General features: G+C 68.8%; 17 protein-coding genes. 11 read left to right on the forward strand and 6 right to left on the reverse strand.

What is annotated here, in order from left to right:
• Positions 1 to 191 precede the first annotated feature (191 nt).
• Complete coding sequence (locus FIV34_RS20465) at positions 192 to 2,600, reverse strand: S9 family peptidase (RefSeq protein WP_139985376.1); 2,409 nt, start codon at positions 2,598 to 2,600, stop codon at positions 192 to 194.
• 122 nt (positions 2,601 to 2,722) lie between these two features.
• Here FIV34_RS20465 and FIV34_RS20470 point away from each other — a divergent pair, with 122 nt between their 5' ends.
• From FIV34_RS20470 to hemC, 9 genes are all read left to right on the forward strand, one after another.
• Positions 2,723 to 4,825, forward strand: coding sequence for a prolyl oligopeptidase family serine peptidase (locus FIV34_RS20470; RefSeq protein WP_139985378.1), 2,103 nt, complete (start codon positions 2,723 to 2,725; stop codon positions 4,823 to 4,825).
• Between the two features lie 69 nt (positions 4,826 to 4,894).
• The gene (locus FIV34_RS20475) at positions 4,895 to 5,299 is read left to right on the forward strand and encodes a DUF350 domain-containing protein (RefSeq protein WP_139985380.1); all 405 of its coding nucleotides are present in this window, start codon (positions 4,895 to 4,897) and stop codon (positions 5,297 to 5,299) included.
• A 10-nt stretch (positions 5,300 to 5,309) separates the two neighbouring features.
• Positions 5,310 to 5,705: a hypothetical protein gene (locus FIV34_RS20480; RefSeq protein WP_139985382.1), complete on the forward strand. Its 396-nt coding sequence runs from the start codon at positions 5,310 to 5,312 to the stop codon at positions 5,703 to 5,705.
• A complete protein-coding gene (locus FIV34_RS20485) occupies positions 5,705 to 6,805 on the forward strand; it encodes a glutathionylspermidine synthase family protein (protein ID WP_139985386.1) in 1,101 nt (366 codons plus the stop codon). Before FIV34_RS20480 ends, FIV34_RS20485 begins: the two co-directional genes overlap by 1 nt.
• Before the next feature lie 140 nt (positions 6,806 to 6,945).
• Complete coding sequence (locus FIV34_RS20490; protein WP_139985388.1) at positions 6,946 to 9,774, forward strand: glycoside hydrolase family 38 N-terminal domain-containing protein; 2,829 nt, start codon at positions 6,946 to 6,948, stop codon at positions 9,772 to 9,774.
• A gap of 37 nt (positions 9,775 to 9,811) precedes the next feature.
• Positions 9,812 to 10,480 (forward strand): alpha/beta hydrolase, encoded by a 669-nt coding sequence (locus tag FIV34_RS20495; RefSeq protein ID WP_139985390.1) that lies wholly within the window; start codon positions 9,812 to 9,814, stop codon positions 10,478 to 10,480.
• 46 nt (positions 10,481 to 10,526) lie between these two features.
• On the forward strand, positions 10,527 to 11,591 hold the full coding sequence (locus tag FIV34_RS20500) for a sensor histidine kinase (RefSeq protein ID WP_139985392.1): 1,065 nt from the start codon (positions 10,527 to 10,529) through the stop codon (positions 11,589 to 11,591).
• Positions 11,569 to 12,279 carry a LytR/AlgR family response regulator transcription factor gene (locus FIV34_RS20505; protein ID WP_139985395.1) on the forward strand — a complete coding sequence of 237 codons (711 nt, stop codon included), beginning with the start codon at positions 11,569 to 11,571 and terminating at the stop codon, positions 12,277 to 12,279. The genes FIV34_RS20500 and FIV34_RS20505 overlap by 23 nt, the downstream gene beginning before the upstream one ends.
• A 60-nt stretch (positions 12,280 to 12,339) precedes the next feature.
• The gene (gene hemC / locus FIV34_RS20510) at positions 12,340 to 13,260 is read left to right on the forward strand and encodes a hydroxymethylbilane synthase (RefSeq protein WP_139985397.1); all 921 of its coding nucleotides are present in this window, start codon (positions 12,340 to 12,342) and stop codon (positions 13,258 to 13,260) included.
• A 48-nt stretch (positions 13,261 to 13,308) separates the two neighbouring features.
• Here the strand turns inward: hemC and FIV34_RS20515 are convergent, their stop codons facing one another.
• Both FIV34_RS20515 and FIV34_RS20520 read right to left on the reverse strand, forming a co-directional pair.
• Positions 13,309 to 14,154 (reverse strand): DUF481 domain-containing protein, encoded by an 846-nt coding sequence (locus tag FIV34_RS20515; protein WP_139985399.1) that lies wholly within the window; start codon positions 14,152 to 14,154, stop codon positions 13,309 to 13,311.
• A 35-nt stretch (positions 14,155 to 14,189) separates the two neighbouring features.
• On the reverse strand, positions 14,190 to 15,092 hold the full coding sequence (locus FIV34_RS20520) for a hypothetical protein (protein ID WP_139985402.1): 903 nt from the start codon (positions 15,090 to 15,092) through the stop codon (positions 14,190 to 14,192).
• A gap of 212 nt (positions 15,093 to 15,304) precedes the next feature.
• On the opposite strand from FIV34_RS20520, the gene FIV34_RS20525 reads away from it, so the two are divergent.
• Together FIV34_RS20525 and FIV34_RS20530 are read left to right on the forward strand one after the other, a co-directional pair.
• Positions 15,305 to 16,300: a helix-turn-helix transcriptional regulator gene (locus tag FIV34_RS20525; RefSeq protein WP_139985404.1), complete on the forward strand. Its 996-nt coding sequence runs from the start codon at positions 15,305 to 15,307 to the stop codon at positions 16,298 to 16,300.
• An 18-nt stretch (positions 16,301 to 16,318) separates the two neighbouring features.
• Positions 16,319 to 17,269 (forward strand): patatin-like phospholipase family protein, encoded by a 951-nt coding sequence (locus tag FIV34_RS20530; RefSeq protein WP_139985406.1) that lies wholly within the window; start codon positions 16,319 to 16,321, stop codon positions 17,267 to 17,269.
• A 3-nt stretch (positions 17,270 to 17,272) separates the two neighbouring features.
• On the opposite strand, the gene FIV34_RS20535 is transcribed toward FIV34_RS20530, so the two are convergent.
• Genes FIV34_RS20535 through FIV34_RS20545 form a run of 3 tightly spaced genes read right to left on the reverse strand, consistent with a single transcriptional unit; the run spans position 17,273 to position 19,317 of the window.
• Positions 17,273 to 17,989: a glycosyltransferase gene (locus FIV34_RS20535; RefSeq protein ID WP_139985408.1), complete on the reverse strand. Its 717-nt coding sequence runs from the start codon at positions 17,987 to 17,989 to the stop codon at positions 17,273 to 17,275.
• Positions 17,990 to 18,043: 54 nt separating this feature from the next.
• Positions 18,044 to 18,781: a DUF3379 family protein gene (locus FIV34_RS20540; protein WP_139985410.1), complete on the reverse strand. Its 738-nt coding sequence runs from the start codon at positions 18,779 to 18,781 to the stop codon at positions 18,044 to 18,046.
• Complete coding sequence (locus FIV34_RS20545; protein WP_139985412.1) at positions 18,778 to 19,317, reverse strand: sigma-70 family RNA polymerase sigma factor; 540 nt, start codon at positions 19,315 to 19,317, stop codon at positions 18,778 to 18,780. Before FIV34_RS20545 ends, FIV34_RS20540 begins: the two co-directional genes overlap by 4 nt.
• Positions 19,318 to 19,330: the final 13 nt, after the last annotated feature.

The following is a 19,330-nucleotide window of genomic DNA, read 5'->3' on the forward strand; positions in this document are numbered from 1 at the left end:
CGACCGAGGCGGTCGCAGATCATGAGAAAGCCGATGGTCACCGCCGTGAGCACGACGATGAGCAGGACGCACAGGAATTCCACGGGAGCATTCCGTCATTAGGAGACGGAGCGTATTTTTCGCCCTCGTGGATATTTACGGTGTAAGGCGCCGGGGGCAGGGCGTAACGTCTGCGTAAATTCCGCTGGGCCTTATTGGCCCAGCTTGTCTTTGAACAGCTCGTCGATGCGGCGGTATTCGTCGTGCCACGAATCCGGGTGGACGAAGCCGTGGCGTTCCATCGGGTACAGGGACATCCAGAAGTTCTGCTTGTGCAGCTCGATGAAGCGCTGGTAGAGGCGGATGGAATCACTGGCCAGCACGTTGTCGTCGATCAGGCCATGCTCGATCAGCAGCGGATCCTGCAGCTTGTCGGCGTAGTTGATCGGCGAGCTGGTGGCGTATGCGTCCGGATCCAGCTGCGGGTCGTTGAGGATGTTGGCGGTGTAGTCGTGGTTATACGAGGTCCAGTCGGTGACCGGGCGCAGCGCAGCGCCCGCGGCGAATTCACCCGGGGCGCGGAGCAGCGACATCAGCGTCATGAAGCCGCCGTAGCTGCCGCCGTACATGCCCACGCGCTTCGGATCCACGCCCTGGTTCTTCACCAGCCAGGCCTTGCCGTCGAGCAGGTCGTCCAGCTCCGGGTGGCCCATGTTGCGGTAGATCGCCGTGCGCCAGTCGCGGCCGTAGCCCTTCGAGGCGCGGTAATCCATGTCCAGCACCACGTAGCCACGCTGCACCAGCAGGTTATGGAACATCTGCTCGCGGAAGTACGACGGGTAGGACAGGTGCACGTTCTGCAGGTAGCCCGCGCCATGCACGAAGATCACCGCCGGGCGCGAGGCCGCCTGCGCGGCATCGGCCGGCCCATAGAACTTCGCGTAGATGGTGCCGGCGCCGTGCGCCGACGGCACTTCCACGATCTTCGGCGCAATCCACGCATGGTCGGCAAAGCCCGGCTTCACCGTGTTGGTCAGCTCGCGCGGCGTGCCGCCGTCGGCGGAGACGGTGGCCAGCTGCGAGGGCACGTACGGGGCGGAGTGCAGCACGGCCAGCTGGCGGCCGTTCGGCGACAGCGCGAAGTCGTCCATGCCCTGGTAGGTGGTGACGCGGGTCAGCGCACCGCCGGAGGAGGCCAGCCTGTAGACGTCGTAGCTGTACGGCGCGACCTGGTTGGTGCGCACGTAGAAGGTCTTGCCGTCTGCGCTGAGCACCGGGTGGTCCACTTCAAAACGACCCGAGGTCAGCGCGGTGGCCTTGCCGCCGAGGGCCCGGGTGTAGAGATGCGAGTAGCCGGTCTCTTCGCTCAGGTACCACAGCGTGCGGCCGTCGTTGAGCCAGCCGAAGTCGTTGTTGTCCCAGTTGATCCACGCCTTGTCGGTGAGCCGGTGCTGGGTGGCCAGGGCGTGGCGGTCGAAGTCCACGGTGGCGATCCAGCGGTCCTTGTTGTCCACCGCGCGCAGCTGCACGGCCACCTCGTGGCCGTCGCCGCTCCAGACGATGCCGGGGCTGTATTCGGCGTTGACGATCACCGGGCGGGTCTTCGGTGCCGCCAGCTTGTCGGCGCGGTCGTCCTTGCCCGCCTTGCGCAGCGCGGCCACCGTCTTCGCGCGGATCTCCGCCAGCGGATCCTCGTGGATGCCGGGAAGGGTGGCGGTGTCGAGCGCGTACGTGGCGTGGGCACGCAGGTCGAGCAGGGTCAGCGACTGCGGTGCGGGATCGTTGCGGCCGACGTACGGGCGCGTGGCTTCCGGCTCGGCGTAACCGGAGTCGGTGACGTAATGGGTGAGGTCGGCCACCTTGCCGTCATCGGCGTCCTTCGCCTTCGTCACCACCAGCAGGTAGCGGCCATCGGGCGACAGCGAGGTATCGACGATGGCCACGTCCTTGCCGAGGTAGAAGGCCTCGGGCGCGCGGCCCGGGTCGGCGGCGGCGAGCGCGTCGGCGTCAGCCTTCATCGCCTTCTCGTCGGATTTGATCCCGCGCAGCGTGGTGAACAGCGCCTGCTGCTGGTCCTGCAGGTCGGAGGTCTTGTCTTTCTTCGGGTCGTCCTTCGCTTCCACCACCGCGGCCTGCCAGGCCGGGCCGCCCACGGTGTTGTAGGCAAACCAGTCGTTGCCGGCGCGCCAGGTGAGCAGGCGGCCGTCCGCCGAAAGATGCGGCGAGGTTTCCGCCGTGGCCGAACGGGTGACCTGCACGGTCGTGCCGCTGCCCAGGTCGCGCAGGAAGATGTCACCGTGGCGGACAAACGCGGCATGGCGGTGCTCGCGGTCGAACACCTGCTTCGTGCCGTCGGCCGTGGCGGCCGCGGCCGGGTCCAGCTTCACGGCCGCGCCACCGGCGGCGGGCACGCGGTACAGGTCGCGCACCGGGCTGCCATCGCGCTTGAGCGAGTAGTACACCTGGCTGCCGTCCACGCTCCAGTACGGCTCTTCCACCGCCTGCCCGATCCAGTCCGGGTCGGCCATGATCGTTTCCATGTCCAGCGGCGGCGGGGCGGCCAGCGCCAGCGCGGGCGCGGCGGCCAGGGCGGTGAGGAGGGCGGTGGCGAGCGTGCGCATGGGTGTTTCCGGCAGCGGCAAATTCGTCGAGGATAACCGCAGGCGCTACCCAACTGGCGGCAGGGGTGCCAGGCGTCATGGGTTTGCTACGCTCGGAGGACTTGCCCACGAGGTTGTCCCCAATGCGCGCCATGGTTCCCCGCCTGCTTGCCCTTAGCCTGTTCGCCGCCTGCTCGGCCCACGCCGCCGCGGGCAGCCCGCCGCCCACGCCGAGGCACGACGTCAACGACAGCCTGGGTGGCCAGCCTGTCGTGGACTCCTACCGCTGGCTGGAAAACCCGACCGGCGACGGCGTGCAGAAGTGGATCGAGGCGCAGAACGCCTACACGGAAGCGGCCATTGGCAGCATGCCCATGGGCAAGGAGCTGAGCGCGCGCATTCGCGAACTGGCCATCACCTCCACCACGCGCTCGTCGCCGACCCTGGCCGGCGGCACGCTGTTCTACTTCGAGAACACCCCGCCGCAGGCCCAGCCGCTGCTGGTGGCCAAGGCCTGGCCGGACGGCCCGGTGCGCACGCTGGTGGACCTCAACAAGGGCGACGGCAACACCGCCATCACCGAATACTGGCCCTCGCCGAGCGGTCGCTACCTCGCCTACGGCACCGCCGAGGGCGGCAGCGAGCTGACCACCGTGCATATCCTGGATACGCAGACGGGCAAGGCGCTCTCCGATTCGCTGCCGTGGGCCGGCGGCGGTACCACCCCGCAGGCGCTCGCCTGGGATGCCGACGAGAAGGGCGTCACCTACGCGCGCTTCGAGACGCCGACCAAGGCCAAGCCGCTGCACGAGTTCGACGCCTTCCTGGCGCACCACGTCATCGGCACCACGCAGGACAAGGACACCGTGGTCTTCGGCAAGGGCTACTCGCCGGTGGCCGAATACATCCTGCTCGAAGGCGAGGGTGGCAAGACCACCGCGCTGCTCGCCAACGAAGGCGACGGCGGCCCGGCCGAGGTGTTCCTGCGCCAGGGCAACGGCCCGTTCAAGAAGGTGCTCGGCCACGACGCCGACGTGCGCTCGGCGCACTGGGTGGGCGACCGCCTGTACGTGGTGACCTTCGCCGGTGCGCCGCGCGGCAAGGTCATCGCCCTGGACGCCAGCGGCAAGCAGACCGACGTGCTGCCGCAGGGCGAGGGCGCCATCCAGCGCGTCACGCCGATCGGCAACGGCTTCCTCGTGGTGCGCAGTGCCGGCCCCGACTGGTGGGCTGACCAGTACGACGCGAAGGCCACCTTCGTCCGCCGCCTGCCGCTGCCGGCCACCGGCATCACCATCGGTGGCGTCGCCGCCGAAAAGGGCCAGGACAAGGCGCTGATCACCTACGGCGGCTGGACCCAGCCGACCCGCTGGGCTGAGTACGACGGCGCCAGCGGCACCCTGAAGACGGTGTTCGAAGTGAAGCCGGCCGCGGACTATTCGAAGGTGCGCGTCACCCGCATCGATGGCACCTCGAAGGACGGCACGAAGATCCCGGTCACCGTCATCTCGATGGACGGCATCACCCCGAACGGCAAGCGCCCGACCATCCTGTACAGCTACGGCGGCTTCGGCATCCCCGTGACCCCGGGCTTCGTCGGCGCCAACCTGGCCTGGCTGGAGCGCGGCGGCGTGCTCGCCTACGCGAACATCCGCGGCGGCAACGAGTTTGGCGAGCAGTGGCACGAGCAGGGCCAGAAGACCCACAAGCAGAACGTGTTCGACGACTTCTACGCGGCCTCGCAGGCGCTGGTCGCCACGCATTGGACCGACACGAAGCACCTGGGCATCCTCGGCGGCAGCAACGGCGGCCTGCTGATGGGCGCGGCGCTCACCCAGCACCCGGAGCAGTACCGCGCGGTGGTGGCGATGGTCGGCATCTACGACGTCGGCCGCCACGAGACGGCCTTCGCCAACGGCCCGTACAACGTCAGCGAATACGGCTCGGTGAAGGATCCGGCGGTGGCCAAGGCTATCCGCGCCTACACGCCGATCTACAACATCAAGAAGGGCACCGCCTACCCGTCCGTGCTGATCACCACCGGTGCGAACGACCCGCGCGTGGCCCCGTGGCAGTCGCGCAAGTTCGCCGCCGGCCTGCAGGATGCGTCCACCTCGGGTAACCCCGTGCTCCTGCTCACCCGCATGGACGCCGGCCACGGCATCGGCGCCCCCTTCAGCCAGCGCGTCGGCAACGCCGCGCTGTCGATGACGTTCTTCGCGAACGAGCTGGGGCTGGGCGAGTAACAACCCGCGCCGCCTCGCCTTATAGTGGCGAGGCGGCCATGGGGAGCCGCGTCTTACAAGGAAGCGTTCGTGATCGTGTCGGACCTGTTCACCCTGCCCGCTTTCGTGGCCTACCTCGCCCTGGGCGCCTTTTACTTCGTCGCGTTCATCGTGACCTACATCTGGATCACGCCGCAGCGTGAGATGGCGCTGATCCGCGAGGGCAACCTCGCCGCCGCCATCAGCCTGGCCGGCGCGGCCATCGGTTTCGTCCAGCCGCTGGCCAGCGCGATCGCGCACAGCGTGAACCCGCTCGACCTGGCGCTGTGGGGTGCCGTGGCCTGGGCCGTGCAGCTGCTGACGCATTTCATCCTGCGCCTGACGATCCGCGACCTGCGCCAGCAGATCGAAGCCGACGTGCGCTCGGTCGCCCTGTTCGTCGCCGTGGTCGCCGCCTGCGTAGGTGCGATCAACGCCGCCGCCATGTCGTACTGAGGCCATCGCCATGGAAGACGAGGGCAAACCACTCACTCGTAAGCGCACGGTGGGCATTACCTTGGGCGTGCTTGGTGTAGCCGCCGTGGGCATGGCCGTCTTCAGCGGCAAGGACGTGCAGCGCAACAGCTATAACTCCCTCGAGGACTGCGAGCGCGACTACGCCACCGGCCAGTGCAGCCAGGATCGTTCGGTATCGGGCGGTTACAGCGGTGGCGGCGGTTATCACTACTACGGCCCCTGGTATCGCAGCGACTGGCGCAATGGCCCGCGTGCCGGCGATCCGGGCCCGGGACGCAGCACCGCCTCGATGGGCGGCTACACCGGCCACGGCCCGACCGGTTTCGACTTCGGTAGCCGCGGCGGCTTCGGCAGCACGGGCCACGTCTCGGCACGAGGCGGCTGATGCGCCGCGAGCGGATCACGCCGCGGGCGAACTGGCAGCGTGACGTGGAGTCCGTCGGCTTCGGCTTCCATACCATCGATGGCCACCCGTACTGGCGCGAGGACGCCTGCTATGTGTTCGACGCCGAGGCGATCGACCGCATGGAGGCGGCGACCGGGGAGCTGCATGCGATGTGCCTGGAGGCGGTGGACCGCATCGTCCGCGACGGACGCTATGACGCGCTGGGCATCGACGACCACGCCGCGCGACTCGCCGAGCGCAGCTGGTTCGATCGCGAGCCGGCGCTGTACGGCCGCATGGATCTGTCCTGGGATGGCGTCGCCCCACCCAAGCTGCTCGAGTACAACGCCGATACGCCCACCTCGCTGTTCGAAGCCTCGGTCGTGCAGTGGTACTGGCTGGAAGCCTGCTATCCCGACGACGACCAGTTCAACTCCATCCACGAGAAACTGATCGAGCGCTGGCGCCGCGTCGGTGGCGGCCATCGCGTGCACTTCGCCGCCTGCTACGACAACCCCGAAGACGGCACGACCACCGATTACCTGCTGGACACCTGCGTGCAGGCCGGCCACGACGTGCAGGCGCTCGACATCGAAGAGGTCGGCTGGTCCGGCAAGGCCTTCATCGACCTGGCCAACCGACCGATCGACCGCCTGTTCAAGCTCTATCCGTGGGAGTGGATGCTGGCCGAGCCGTTTGCCGACCACATCGCCCGCTCCGGTACGCGCTTCGTCGAACCGGCGTGGAAGATGCTGTTGTCGAACAAGGCGATCCTGCCGCTGTTGTGGGAATGGTTCCCCCACCATCCGAACCTGTTGCCCGCCAGCCTGCGCCGCGAAGACATTGCCGGCCCGGCCGTCGCCAAACCGTTCTGGGGCCGCGAAGGCGAGGGCATCGCCATCCTCGACGCCCACCAGGGCGCGGTGGTCGCACCGCATCGCGTTTACCAGGCGCTCGCACCGCTACCGGTGTTCGACGGGCGGCACACGCTGGTGGGTTCGTGGGTGGTCGGCGATGAAGCCGCCGGCATCGGCATCCGCGAGGACAACGACCGGATCACGCGGAATACCAGCTGCTTCGTGCCGCATCGGTTTCGTTGACCCGGTCGCAGTTCGGGATTCCATGCTGCATTGGATCGTGACAACCCGATCCCTGCCGCCTATAAACAGGGGTCTTGCGGGTGAAGTTGTCGATTCGTTTTAGATCGTGACAGTCCCGCGTTATGTCGACGGGACCCTGCATGCAGCGACGTGACTTGCTTAAAGGATTCGCCCTCGCGGGAACCGCGGGGCTCTGGCTTCCCCGCTGGGCAGGCGCCGAAGGCGCGGCACCCACCGCGCCCGCGCCGGTCCGCGCCATCCGGGGCCTGGTGCGAGGCGACGGCCCGGCGCGACAGCCGATTCGCATCACGCCACCGGCGTCCGGCACCTCGCGCCTCGCCATCACCCGCGTCGACGGCATGGAGGTGGATCGCCGGACGGTCGCAGCCGGTGAGGCGTCGTTCGATATCCTCGTCCCCGCCGTCGATGCCGCGAAGGCCGTGCGCGTCGAGTCCGAGGTAGGCGGCGCGCATGTCGTCGGCGCCGTCACCCTGCAGCCGGTACGGAAGATGCTGGTCTACGTGCTGCCGCATTCGCACCACGACCTCGGCTACACCGAGCACCAGGCCGACGTCGAAGACCACCAGGTGGAGAACATCCGCCGCGGCATCGCGATGGCCGATGCGACGTCCGGTTACGTAGAGGGCGCGCGGTTCGTCTGGAACCTCGAGGTGCTGTGGGGCGCAGACCTCTACCTGAAGCGCGGCAACGCCGCCGACCGCGACGCCTTCATCGACGCGGTCCGCAGCGGCAAGCTCGCGCTCAACGGCGCGTATGCCAATGAACTCACCGGCATCTGCCGTCCGGAAGAACTGCTGCGCCTGTTCCGCTTCGGCCAGCAGCTCGCCGCGCAGACGGGCACGCCCGTCAACGCGGCCATGATCAGCGATGTGCCGGGTTACACCTGGGGCACGGTCGAGGCCATGGCCCAGGCCGGGATCCGCTACTTCTCCGCCGCGCCGAATTACTTTGATCGCATTGGCCGCTTCATGGCCACGTGGCAGGACAGGCCGTTCTGGTGGGTATCGCGCAGCGGCCGTTCGCGCGTGCTGTTCTGGGTGCCGTGGACGGGCTACGCGATGTCGCACGTGATGAGCGCGGATGTCGACTGGGTCGGCGCCTACCAGGCACGGCTCGACGAGGTGGGATTCCGCTACGACATCGCCCACGTGCGCTGGGCCGGCCATGGCGACAACGCGCCGCCGGACCAGGGCATCAGCGACTTCGTACGCGACTGGAACACCCGCTATGCATGGCCACGCTTCCAGATCAGCGGCACCAGCGAGGCGTTCACCGCGTTCGAACGCAAGCACGGCGATGCGTTGCCGCAGCTGCGTGGCGACCTGACACCCTACTGGGAAGATGGCGCGGCCTCGTCCGCGCGCGAAACGGCGCTGAACCGCAACACGGCGGATACGCTGGTGCAGGCGGCCGCCCTTGCGGCGATGCACGGCAAGCCCTTCGATGGCGACGCGGCATGGCGCGACGTGCTGCTGTATTCCGAGCACACCTGGGGCGCCGCGCACAGCGTGACCCGCCCGGAAGAAGCGATGACCGTGGACCAGTGGCGGGTGAAGCGGGCCTTTGCCGACGACGCGGCGGCGCTGGCCGACGGCATGGTGGCCGCCAGGTCACCGGCCCACGCGACGACACACCACGTCACCAACACCACCGGCTGGGAGCGCGGCGGGCTCGTCTGCCTTCCCGCCGGTGCCGGCGACAGGCTCACCCTCGACGGCCACGTGCTGCCGTCGCAGCGCCTGCATGACGGCCGCGTGGCCGCCTGGCTGCCGCCACTGCCACCGCTGGCCACCGTGGCCGTGCATCGCGGCGAAGGCAGCGCGGGTGCGCCGCCGCATGCCGTATCCTTCGATGGGTCGGTGCTCGACAACGGCCTGGTCAGCGCGCGCATCGATCCGGCCACCGGCAACCTGGCCAGCCTGCGCCGGCACGGTATCGACCACGAATTCCTCGCCACCGATGCCGCGTGGTCAGCCAACCAGTTCGTCTACATGGCGGGCGATGCGGTGAACCGCCTGCAGACGACATCGCAGGCCGTCATCACGGTGGAAGAGGCCGGTCCGTTCGTGGTCAGTGTGCTGGTGACCTCGTCCGCACCGTCGTGCCGCTCCCTCACGCGCCGCATCCGGCTCATGGCCGGCGCGGACTGGCTGGAGATCGAGAACACGATCGACAAGACGCGTGCACCGTACGAGGAGGTGCCGGACCCGAACCACCGCGGCAAGACCATGCAGGCGGTGGCGAAGGAAAGCCTGCAGTTCGCGTTTCCCTTCGCCGTCCCCGGTGGCCGCATGCACGTGGACGTGCCGCTGGGCCAGATGGAACCCGAAGCCGACCAGCTGCCTGGCGCCTGCCGCAACTGGATGCCGGTAGGCCGCTATGTCGACGTGGCGAATGACGCACTCGGCGTGACGTGGATGACGCTGGATGCGCCCCTGATCGAGGTCGGCGGCGTCACCGCCACCAAGCTCAACTCGCAGACCGATCCCAGCGTGTGGATGGATCGCCTTGCGCCGAGCCAGACGGTGATGTCGTGGGTGATGAACAACCACTGGGGCACGAACTACCGGGCGTGGCAGGAAGGCCCGGTGCGTTTTCGTTATGCGCTGAGGCCGCATGGCGCGCGCGACGACGGGCTTGCCTCGCGCCTGGCCACCGGCATGACCCAGCCCTTGCTGGTCGATGCCGCCGCCCCCTCGGCGCCCTTGCTACGGATCGAACCCGAGGACGTGCAGCTGCAGTCGATCACGCCCAGCAGCGACGGCAAGGCCTTCATCCTGCGCCTGTTCGGTGCCTCGGGAAGCGACCGGCGCGCGCGGCTGCACTGGAGCGGGCCGGTGGGCAAGGCGTCGCTGTCCAACCTGGCCGAAGCGGCGCTCGCGCCCGTGCAGGGCGATATCGCCGTCGGCGGGTGGCAGCTGGTCAGCGTCCGCGTGGAGCGGGGCTGATAGCATCAGCCGATTCTCCTTCCCCGGACCGTTGCCCATGCCGCTTCCCACCGTCGAACACGAAACCCGCTCCGCCCCCGAATGGTCGGTGATCTGGCTGCATGGCCTGGGCGCCGACGGCAACGACTTCGCGCCGATCGTGCCGGAGCTGGTGGATCCGGCGTGGCCGTCCATCCGCTTCGTGTTCCCGCATGCGCCGGTGCGGCCGGTGACGGTGAACAACAACGCGCCGATGCGGGCCTGGTACGACATCAAGGGCCTGGCCATCGCCGACAAGCAGGACGCGGAAGGCATCCGGATGTCGATCGGCGAAGTGGAACAGCTGATTGCGCGGGAGCAGGAACGCGGCGTGCCCGCGTCGCGGATCGTCCTCGCCGGCTTCTCGCAGGGCGGGGCCATGACGCTATCCGCCGGCCTGCGCCATCGCGAAACCCTGGCCGGCCTGCTGGTGCTCTCCGCCTACCTGCCCATGCACGAGACCATTGAGGCCGAGCGTAGCGGTGCCAACCACGCCACCCCGATGTTCTGGGGCCACGGCGTGGCCGATCCGGTCGTGCCGCTGGCGCTGGGTGAACAGTCGCGCCAGCTGCTCGAAAGCCTTGGCCACCGGATCGACTGGCATACCTACCCGATGGGCCACTCGGTGAGCCTGCCGGAGATCAACGACATCCGTACCTGGCTCAGCGGCATCTTCGCCGCCGCGTGATGGCCGGCGCGGCGCGGCGTGCCGGGCATCCGGCATACTCTGCCGCATGCCGCCCGCGCCCTCCGATAACCCCGCCACGCCCCGTGCGTCGGCACCGCTGCCCGACTTCTGCAGCCTGCCGACGCTGTTCGCGCTGTTGGTGGTCAGCACGATCACCGCGTGCCTGATGTGGCTCGCCCCGGGCGGCACGTTGCGGGTGCGCTCGCTGTCGGTGGGCGTGCTCTACACGGCGTGGCTCTCGGTGTTGCTGACCGTGGTGCTGTGCAAGGCGCGGCCGGTGATGCAGCGGCTGCCGGGGATGTGGCCGTATGCCGGCATCTGGGGCGTGCTGATGGTGATGGTCGGCGTGACCAGCCTCACCCTGGCCTGGATCGACCACAACATCGGCTCGGGCCTCACCCCGGTCTCCACGGCCCGCTTCGTCCGCGACACCCTGCTCGCCACCGGCCTGCTCGGGGCGGCACTGCTTCGCTATTTCTACGTGGTGGCGCAGTGGCAGACTCGCGTGGAAGCCACGGCGCAGGCGCAGGTGGCCGCGCTACAGGCGCGCATCCGCCCGCACTTCCTGTTCAACAGCATGAATGCCGTGGCGGCGCTGATCCGCGTTGATCCGGACGCCGCCGAGCGCACGGTGGAAAACCTGGCCGAGCTGTTCCGCGCCGCCCTGGGTAGCGACGGCGCCAGTCCCGGCACCTTGGGCGAGGAATGGCGGCTGGTGGACCAGTACCTGGATATCGAAACGCTGCGCCTCGGCTCGCGCCTGCGCGTGGAACGCGACATCGACGTACCCGAGGCGCTGCCGATGCCGCGCCTGCTGCTACAGCCGCTGGTCGAGAACGCCATCCGCCATGGAATCCAGCCGCTGCGCGAAGGCGGCGTGCTGCGCCTGGGTGGGCGCCGTGTCGACGGTGGCGTGGCGCTGACGGTGGATAACCCGCTGGCCGATACACCGGCCACGCCGGGCACCGGGCACGGCCTGCGCAGCGTGCGCGAGCGCGTGCGCCTGCACTTTGGCGAGCGCGCCACGGTGAAAGCCGAAACACGCGACGGCCGTTTCGTCGTCAGCCTGTTCCTGCCGGAGGTAGCGCATGCGCGTCCTGGTCGCCGATGACGAACCGCTGGCGCGTGCGCGCCTGGCCAGCCTGCTCGCCCGCCGTAGCGACGTGGAAGTGGTCGGCAGCGTCGGCGATGGCGACGCGGTGCTGGCCGCCTGCGCCAGCCACCGACCCGACGTGCTGCTGCTCGATATCGAAATGCCCGGGCTCTCCGGAACGGCGGTGGCGGCGAAGCTCGCCAGCCTGCCGGTGCGTCCGCAGATCGTCTTCTGCACGGCGTACGAGCAGCACGCCCTGAGCGCGTTTGAACTCGGCGCCACCGATTACCTGCTCAAGCCCGTGCGCGCGGAGCGCCTGGACGAAGCGCTGGACCGCGCGGCCTCCCGGTTGGCCCCCGCGCAGCCCCAGCGTGGCGGCTGGCTGCGCGCGCGCAGCGGTGGTGACGAAGTGCGTATTCCCCTGGCCGATGTGCTGCTGCTGACGGCGGGCGAGAAATACGTCACCGTCGAACACGTGGGTGGGGCCCGGTTGATCGACGATTCGCTGCGCCAGCTCGAAGTGGCCCTGGGCGAACGGGTGATCCGCCTGCATCGCAACTGCCTGGTGCCGCGCGACCGCCTGGTGGGCCTGCGCAGCCTGGCCGACGGCCGGGTGCTGGCGCGCCTTGCCGGTACCGAAAGCACGCCCGAGGTGAGCCGGCGCAACCTGCCGGCGGTGCGTCAGCTGCTACGCACGGACGCCTGAGCCGTGGCCGCCAGCGGCCGCTAGAATAGGCGGATTGCTATCCGCACTTCCGGACTCCCCATGACCGCACCGCTTCGCATCGCCACCCGCAAAAGCGCGCTGGCCCTCTGGCAGGCCGAACACGTGGCCGCGCTGCTGCGCCAGGCGCACCCCGGCCTGGTGGTGGAACTGGTGCCGCTCTCCACCCGCGGCGACGAGATCCTCGACCGCTCGCTGGCCACCATCGGCGGCAAGGGCCTGTTCCTCAAGGAACTGGAAGTGGCCATGCAGGAAGGTCGCGCGGATATCGCGGTGCATTCGCTGAAGGACGTGCCCGCCTCGCTGGAACCCGGCTTCGCGCTGTCGGCGATCCTGCCGCGCGCGGACGCGGCGGATGGCTTCATCAGCAATGACTACGCGACGATCGCCGAACTGCCGAATGGCGCCCGCGTGGGTACGTCCTCGTTGCGCCGCCAGGCCCAGCTGCGCGCACTGCGCCCGGACCTGCAGCTGCTCGACCTGCGCGGCAACGTGAACACCCGCCTGGCCAGGCTCGACGAAGGCCATTACGAGGCGATCATCCTGGCCTGCGCCGGCGTGGATCGCCTGGGCCTGGGCGGCCGCGTGCGCAGCCGCCTGGCCAGCCCCGACTGGCTGCCCGCCCCAGGGCAGGGCGCGATTGCCGTGGAAATCCGCGAAGGCGACACCCGCGTCGCCGAACTGCTGGCGGCCATCGACGATGCCGACACCCGCCTGGCGACCGACGCCGAGCGCGCCTTGAACGAACAGCTGGGTGGCAGTTGCGCCGTGGCGATCGGGGCGTTCTGCGTGGTGGCCGAGTTTGGCCTCACGCTGCATGCGCTGGTCGGCGATGCCGGCAGCGGCGAGCTGATCGTGGCGCAGGCCGATATCGACGGCGACAAGCCGGTGGAGCTGGGCCACGAAGTGGCTGCCATGCTGATCCAGCAGGGCGCGGCCGAGTTGCTCAAGCCGCAGCGCTGAGGATAGGAGGAGCGCAACCCGTGCGCTCCTCCACCGTCGTTCGTCGACTCAGAAGTTGTAGACGAGGTTCGTCGTCATCAGCTTGTCGGTGCTGACCGTGCCCGGCTGCGTGTCGCTGTTGTAGCGGATCTGGTAGCCGAGCTTCAGCGCCATCTTCTTGGTCATGCTGACCGAGAGGCCGATGTCGTTCTGGTAGTACTGGTTCTTGGAGCCCGCTTCCACCAGGAACGTATCTTCCAGCGCGGTGTTGTCGGTGAGGCGGTACTTGCCGTTGACCAGGCCACGGCCAACCACTTCGCTCTGGGCGTTGGGCTGGGTCGTCACCGAGACCACCGAGCCGTCGGGCTGGGTCACGTCTTCCGTCGTCTTGGCCGGCTGGTAGCGCTTGAAACCGGGACCGATTTCGAAGGACAGCTCGGCGCGCTCGTTCTTCAGCGCGATGTAGCCGTAGCCCACCGAGATGATGCCCTGCCACAGGTTGGCGCCGAAATCGTCGTGCTCGTAACGGGCGGCGGTCACCACGTAGCTGCGCGGGTCGAACTTGTAGCCCACCGACGCGCCGCTGTCATAGCGGTTGGCGGTGGTGCTGAACTTGTCGATGGTGTTGCCGGCGGCGTCCTGCACTTCCACGTCGCCCTTCGAACGCAGGCCGTTAAGGTAGAAGCTGTTCTTCCACACCTCGTTTTCCTGCTGCAGGCCGAGCTTGGCGTTGGCGTTCTCCGAACGGGAGTTGCCTCGCGACGAGGCGAAGCCGAATTCACCGGAACCCGTCCAGCCGTTGTTCTTGGAGGCGTCCGAACTCGGGGCGGCATTGGCGTTGGCGTTTGCGTCCTGGGCCTGGGCGGCCATCGGCAGCGCGGCAAGAACAAGCGAAGCAAGGAGGATCTTTTTCATCGTTTACCCGGATGTGGAAAAAAAAGGGTGGCGGGTCAATGGCCGGCGAACTGTACCCAGGCGCGTCCATACAGGCGCTGCTCAAGGCATTGACCGATAACGCAGCTTAACGCGGCCATACCGGCGGCCACGGAGACCAGCGGCCCGACCGGGTGCGATACCAGCAGCACGCACGGCAGGCCCACCGACAGCACGGCAATGCCGAAGCACCACGCCAGCAAGGTGCCGCCCTCGCGGCCCATGCCCGTCGCGCCGTCAAAGGCGCGTTCCGCGGCCAGCAGGCGCAAGGCCCGCCAGCGCATGCCTTCGATCACGCCCAGCACCAGCCCCAGCGCCAGCATGCTCAGCCGCCAGGGGTTCAACGGCCCCAGCGTCGTCTCATTCTGCAGCGCGACGCAGAGCCAGAACCACAGGCCACCGGCAAACACCGCGGAGACCGCGCGCCCCAGGGGCTGCGCATTGGCCACCGAGGCCAGCGGCTGCGGCATCTCCCGCGCCGTGCCGCGCGCGGTGAAGATCAGCGTCGCCAGACTGCAGAGCATCAGCGCCGCGCCAGCCAGCCGGGTGGCCCAGAAATCGTTCTCCCCCCGCGCCAGGCCGCCCAGGGCCAGCATCGGCAGGTAATTCGCCATGGCCACCATGCCCTCGGTGGTCGGCAACATGCGCCTGAACGGGTCCCAGCCATGCCATTCGCGCGCAAAGGGCAGGCGGAGGCAGGTGGCGACCAGGCCCAGGCTCACCAGCACCAGGCCGAACGACAAGGGTACCAGCACATCGCCACGCCCGTCCGGGTAGCTGCCCAGCGCCACGGCCGTGCCCAGCACCATCCACAGGCCGTAACCGGCCGCGGTCGCGGTCTGGATGACCGCGGCAGGGAGGGAGAACAGCTGACCTCTCGGGTCCGGCGCGACGGTCGCACCGTCGTCGGGTTGCGCCATGGTCGGGGGCTTCGGCGATGGCAAAGCGACATTTTTGCGCCGATTGGCCCCTGGCGCAAACGTTCTCATGCCCTGGCGGCCCGCCTGGCCGTCCGGCGTAGTGCGCCAACCCTTGCGGACGGCCCCGGCCAACGCCATGCTTGTTGCGCGTAGATACGGGTGTCACGCCCGCGCGGACACACTTTGCACAGCTCCACCTGCCGGCGAGACCCATGGACCGCTACGAGCGCATTCTCACCCTGCACCGACTGCTGAAGTCCGCGCACTATCCGGTACCGCTTTCGCGCCTGATGGACGAGCTGGAATGCTCGCGCGCGACGCTCTACCGCGATGTGGCCTTCCTCCGCGACGCCCTCGGCGCGCCCGTGCAGAGCGTGGCCGGCGAGCAGGCCTCGTTCCGCTATGAGGCGGGCGAGGGCGACAGTTTCGAACTCCCCGGCCTGTGGCTGACCAGCGACGAGCTGGCCGCCCTGATGGCCCTGAACGAACTCATCGGCCGGTCCGACCCCGGGGTACTGGCCGGCGCCCTGGCGCCGTTCAAGGCGCGTATCGAGCGGCTGCTTTCGGACCACGGCAGCGGCAAGGCCCTGCCCGTCGACCGTATCCGGGTCATTTCCTGGGGCGCGCGCAAGCTCGACCAGCAGGTGTTCCGCATCGTCGCCGGCGCCGTGCTCGAGCGCCGCCAGGTCACCTTCCGCTACCGCGCGCGCACGACCAATTCGGACACCCGCCGCACCGTCTCGCCGCAGCGCCTCACCCACTACCGGGATAACTGGTACCTCGACGTGTGGGACCACGACCGCGAAGCGCTGCGCAGCTTCGCCGTGGACCGCATCGCCGAACCGCAGGCCCAGGATGCCCGCGCGAAGGACGTGGAAGACGCCGAGCTCAACGACCTGCTCGCCTCCAGCTACGGCATCTTCGCCGGCAAGCCGAAGGCCTGGGCCACCATCCGCTTTTCCTCGCATGCCGCCCGCTGGGTGGCCGACGAGCACTGGCATTCGCAGCAGAAGGGCGACTGGCTGCCCGACGGCCGGTATGAGCTGAAGGTGCCGTACTCGAACTCGCGCGAGCTGCTGATGGACGTGCTGAAGTACGGCCCCGATGCCGAAATCGTGGCACCGCTGCCGCTGCGCGAAGAAATGAAGATCCTGCTGCAACTGGCGCTGACCGGCTACCAGAACGGCACGAACGGTAACCACCCTTAAGAAGACGCGCCTGGCTCCATGAGCGACCTTGATATCGCCGAAACCGGCGCGCTACCTGCCACCCTCGGCCATCCCCGCAAACCGCGCGTCGCACTGGCGCTGGGGGCGGGTGCGGCCAAGGGCCTGGCCCACATCGGTGCCATCGAAGCGCTGGAAGCCCGCGGCTTCGAGATCGTCGCCATCGCCGGCACCTCCATGGGCGCCCTCGTCGGCGGCATCTACGGCATGGGCAAGCTCGACGTGTACCGCGACTGGGTCTCCACCCTGGCCCGCTTCGACGTGCTGCGGCTAGTCGACTGGAGCTTCTCCGGCGGCGGCTTCATCAAGGGCGACCGGATCATGGCGGCGCTGCGCGAGCTGATCGGCGAGGTGAACATCGAAGACCTCTCCATCGACTACACCGCGGTGGCCACCGACATCGACCGCGAGCGCGAGGTGTGGCTCACCCGCGGGCCGCTGTTCGATGCGATCCGCGCGTCCATCGCCATTCCCACGCTGTTCCGCCCGTATACGCACGAAGGCCGCCGCCTGGTCGATGGCGCGCTGCTCAATCCGTTGCCGGTGTTGCCGCTGATGCGCGAAGACGCCGACTACGTTATCGCCGTGAGCGTCGATGGCGCGGCTGAATTGCAGAAGGCGCCGGAGAAGGACGTGACCGCCGTGCCGGACCAGGGCTACGCGGCGAAGCTGGGCCGGCTGCTCGGCAAGGTGCTGCCCGGCTCGGACTCTAAGCTGGCGCGCGACCCGGGGGCCTTCGAGCTGATGACCCAGGCGATGGACCTGATGCAGGCCAATCTCTCGCGCCTGCGCCTGGCGGCGTACCCGCCGGACCTGCTGATCGAGATGCCGCGCAATGTGTCGGCGGTGTACGAGTTCTACCGCGCCCGCGAGCTCATCGAACTCGGCCGCGAACGCACCGACGCCATGCTGGACAAGTGGGTGCCGCGCGGCACCCCGCTCCGTCCGTAACGCTCAGAGCTCTTCGGTGCGGGTGACCTTGGCGCGACGCATCAGCCAGGCCACGCCACGCAGGTCGGCCAGGCCCACCCACAGGCGGTCGAGCATGCCGTACTTCGAGGTGCCCGCCGTCCGCGGGCGATGGCCCACCGGCACGCTCTGGCTTGCATAACCCGCGCGCTTCACCAGCGCCGGCAGGTAGCGGTGCATGTGGTCGAAGTAGGGCAGGCGCAGGAAGGTTTCGCGTTCGAACAGCTTCAGGCCGCAGCCGGTATCCGGGGTGCTGTCCTGGAGCATGCGCGAGCGCACCGCGTTGGCGACCTTCGAGGAAATGCGCTTGTTGAAGCTGTCGCGGCGGGTGACGCGCCAGCCGGCGAACAGCTTGAGGTCCGCAGCGGCGCCGGCACGGGCCTCGAGCAGCTTGGGGATATCCGCCGGATCGTTCTGCCCGTCGCCGTCGAGCGTGGCGATCCACGGCGCACGCGCCGCGCGCACGCCATTCCACACCGCCGTGCTCTGCCCGCTGCGGGTCACGTGGTGGATGATGCGCAGTTCCGGGTAGTCCTTTTGCGCCGCCTTCAGCACGGCGACGCTGTCGTCGCTGCTGTCATCGTCGACGTAGATGATCTCGAAGTCGATCCGTCCGCGCAGGGCCGTGGCAATTTCGGCGAGGAGGGGCGGGATGTTGTCGCGCTCGTTGAAGACGGGCACGACCACGGCGAGGTCGGTCATCGTGGTTCCGGGGCGGGTAGCGGGAGTCGGGCCGCATTATCGCCCAACAAACCTTTACAGCGACACCGTGGCCGTCGGGCTGGCCGGGCCCTCGATGGCTTCGCGCCAGCCGCGCTCCGCGGTATCCATGGCCTTGTGGCTGGCGCCCTGGGCGAGCAGGAGCAGGGTGCCCTCCCGCAGCGGCACCTCGCGGCCATCCCAGCCATCGCGCTGGAAGGTGCCGGCCTTGCCGTCCATCTTGCCCGGCATGTACAGCGCCACCACCGGCTCATCGTCCATCCGGGTCACCGCGTGGACCACCGGATACGCGCCCACCACGCAGTCGTGCACGTAGGTGACCATGCCCGGCGCGGGGCCCTTCAGGTGCGTGGCGCGGCCGACGAAGCCGGCCTCGACCTGGTCGTCGGTCATCGGCCGGGTCAGCGCCAGGGCGTCCATTTCGCCCGGCATGTGCGCCACGGCCAGCGCGTCCAGCGAGTGCTGGTCGGCGTAGCGCCAGAACATCCCGACGCCGCCGAAGGCGATCAGCACGGACGCGGCCATCGCCATCCAGCTGCGCCGGCGGCCCAGCTGCTGGCGGCGCTCGCCGGTGGCCTGGGCGAGCAGGATCCGGTCGGCGAGGCCCTCGGGCACGGGTATGTTCATCGCCGCCTCGATGTCGTCTTCGAAGCGCTGGGCGCGTTGCCAGAACGCGGCGCAGCCGTCGCGGCAGCTGTCGCGGTGGGCGAGCAGTTCGGGATCGCGCGAACGGGGTTCGCTGCCGATGCGGCGGCGGAAGTCGAGGCAGTTCATGTCCGGCCCCCTTCGGCCGCGGCGCGTCCGCCAAGCAGCGCCTTGAGCTGCTGGCGGGCGCGGAACAACTGGGTCATCACCGCACCGGGCTTCTGCCCCGTGCTGGCGGCGATCTCGTCGGCGCTCATGCCGGCAAGCACCTGCATGGCCAGCGGATCACGGTATTTGTCGGGCAGGCGGCTGATCGCGTCGCGCACCTGCGCGGCGTCGCCGCTGCGCTCGGGGCTGGCGAACACCGTGTCTTCGGTGATGTTGTCATCCAGTTCCACCACCTCGAGGCGTTTGCGCTCGTACATCCGCGCGTGTTCCCGGCGCAGGATGGTGAACAGCCAGGCCTTGGCCGACTCGGCGTCGCGCAGGGCGTCCAGGTTCTTCCAGGCACGCAGGAAGGTTTCCTGGACCAGGTCCTGGGCCACGGTTTCAGAGCGCGTCAGCCACCAGGCAAACCGGTAGAGGTCGGCCGAGAGGGCGCGCACCATGGCTTCGTACTGGCGTTGCTTCGGGTTCACTACCTCACTGACCGGGGGCTTCGCCATTTCCTTACACCCC

The organism is Luteibacter pinisoli (assembly GCF_006385595.1).
Classification (GTDB): Bacteria; Pseudomonadota; Gammaproteobacteria; order Xanthomonadales; family Rhodanobacteraceae; genus Luteibacter; species Luteibacter pinisoli.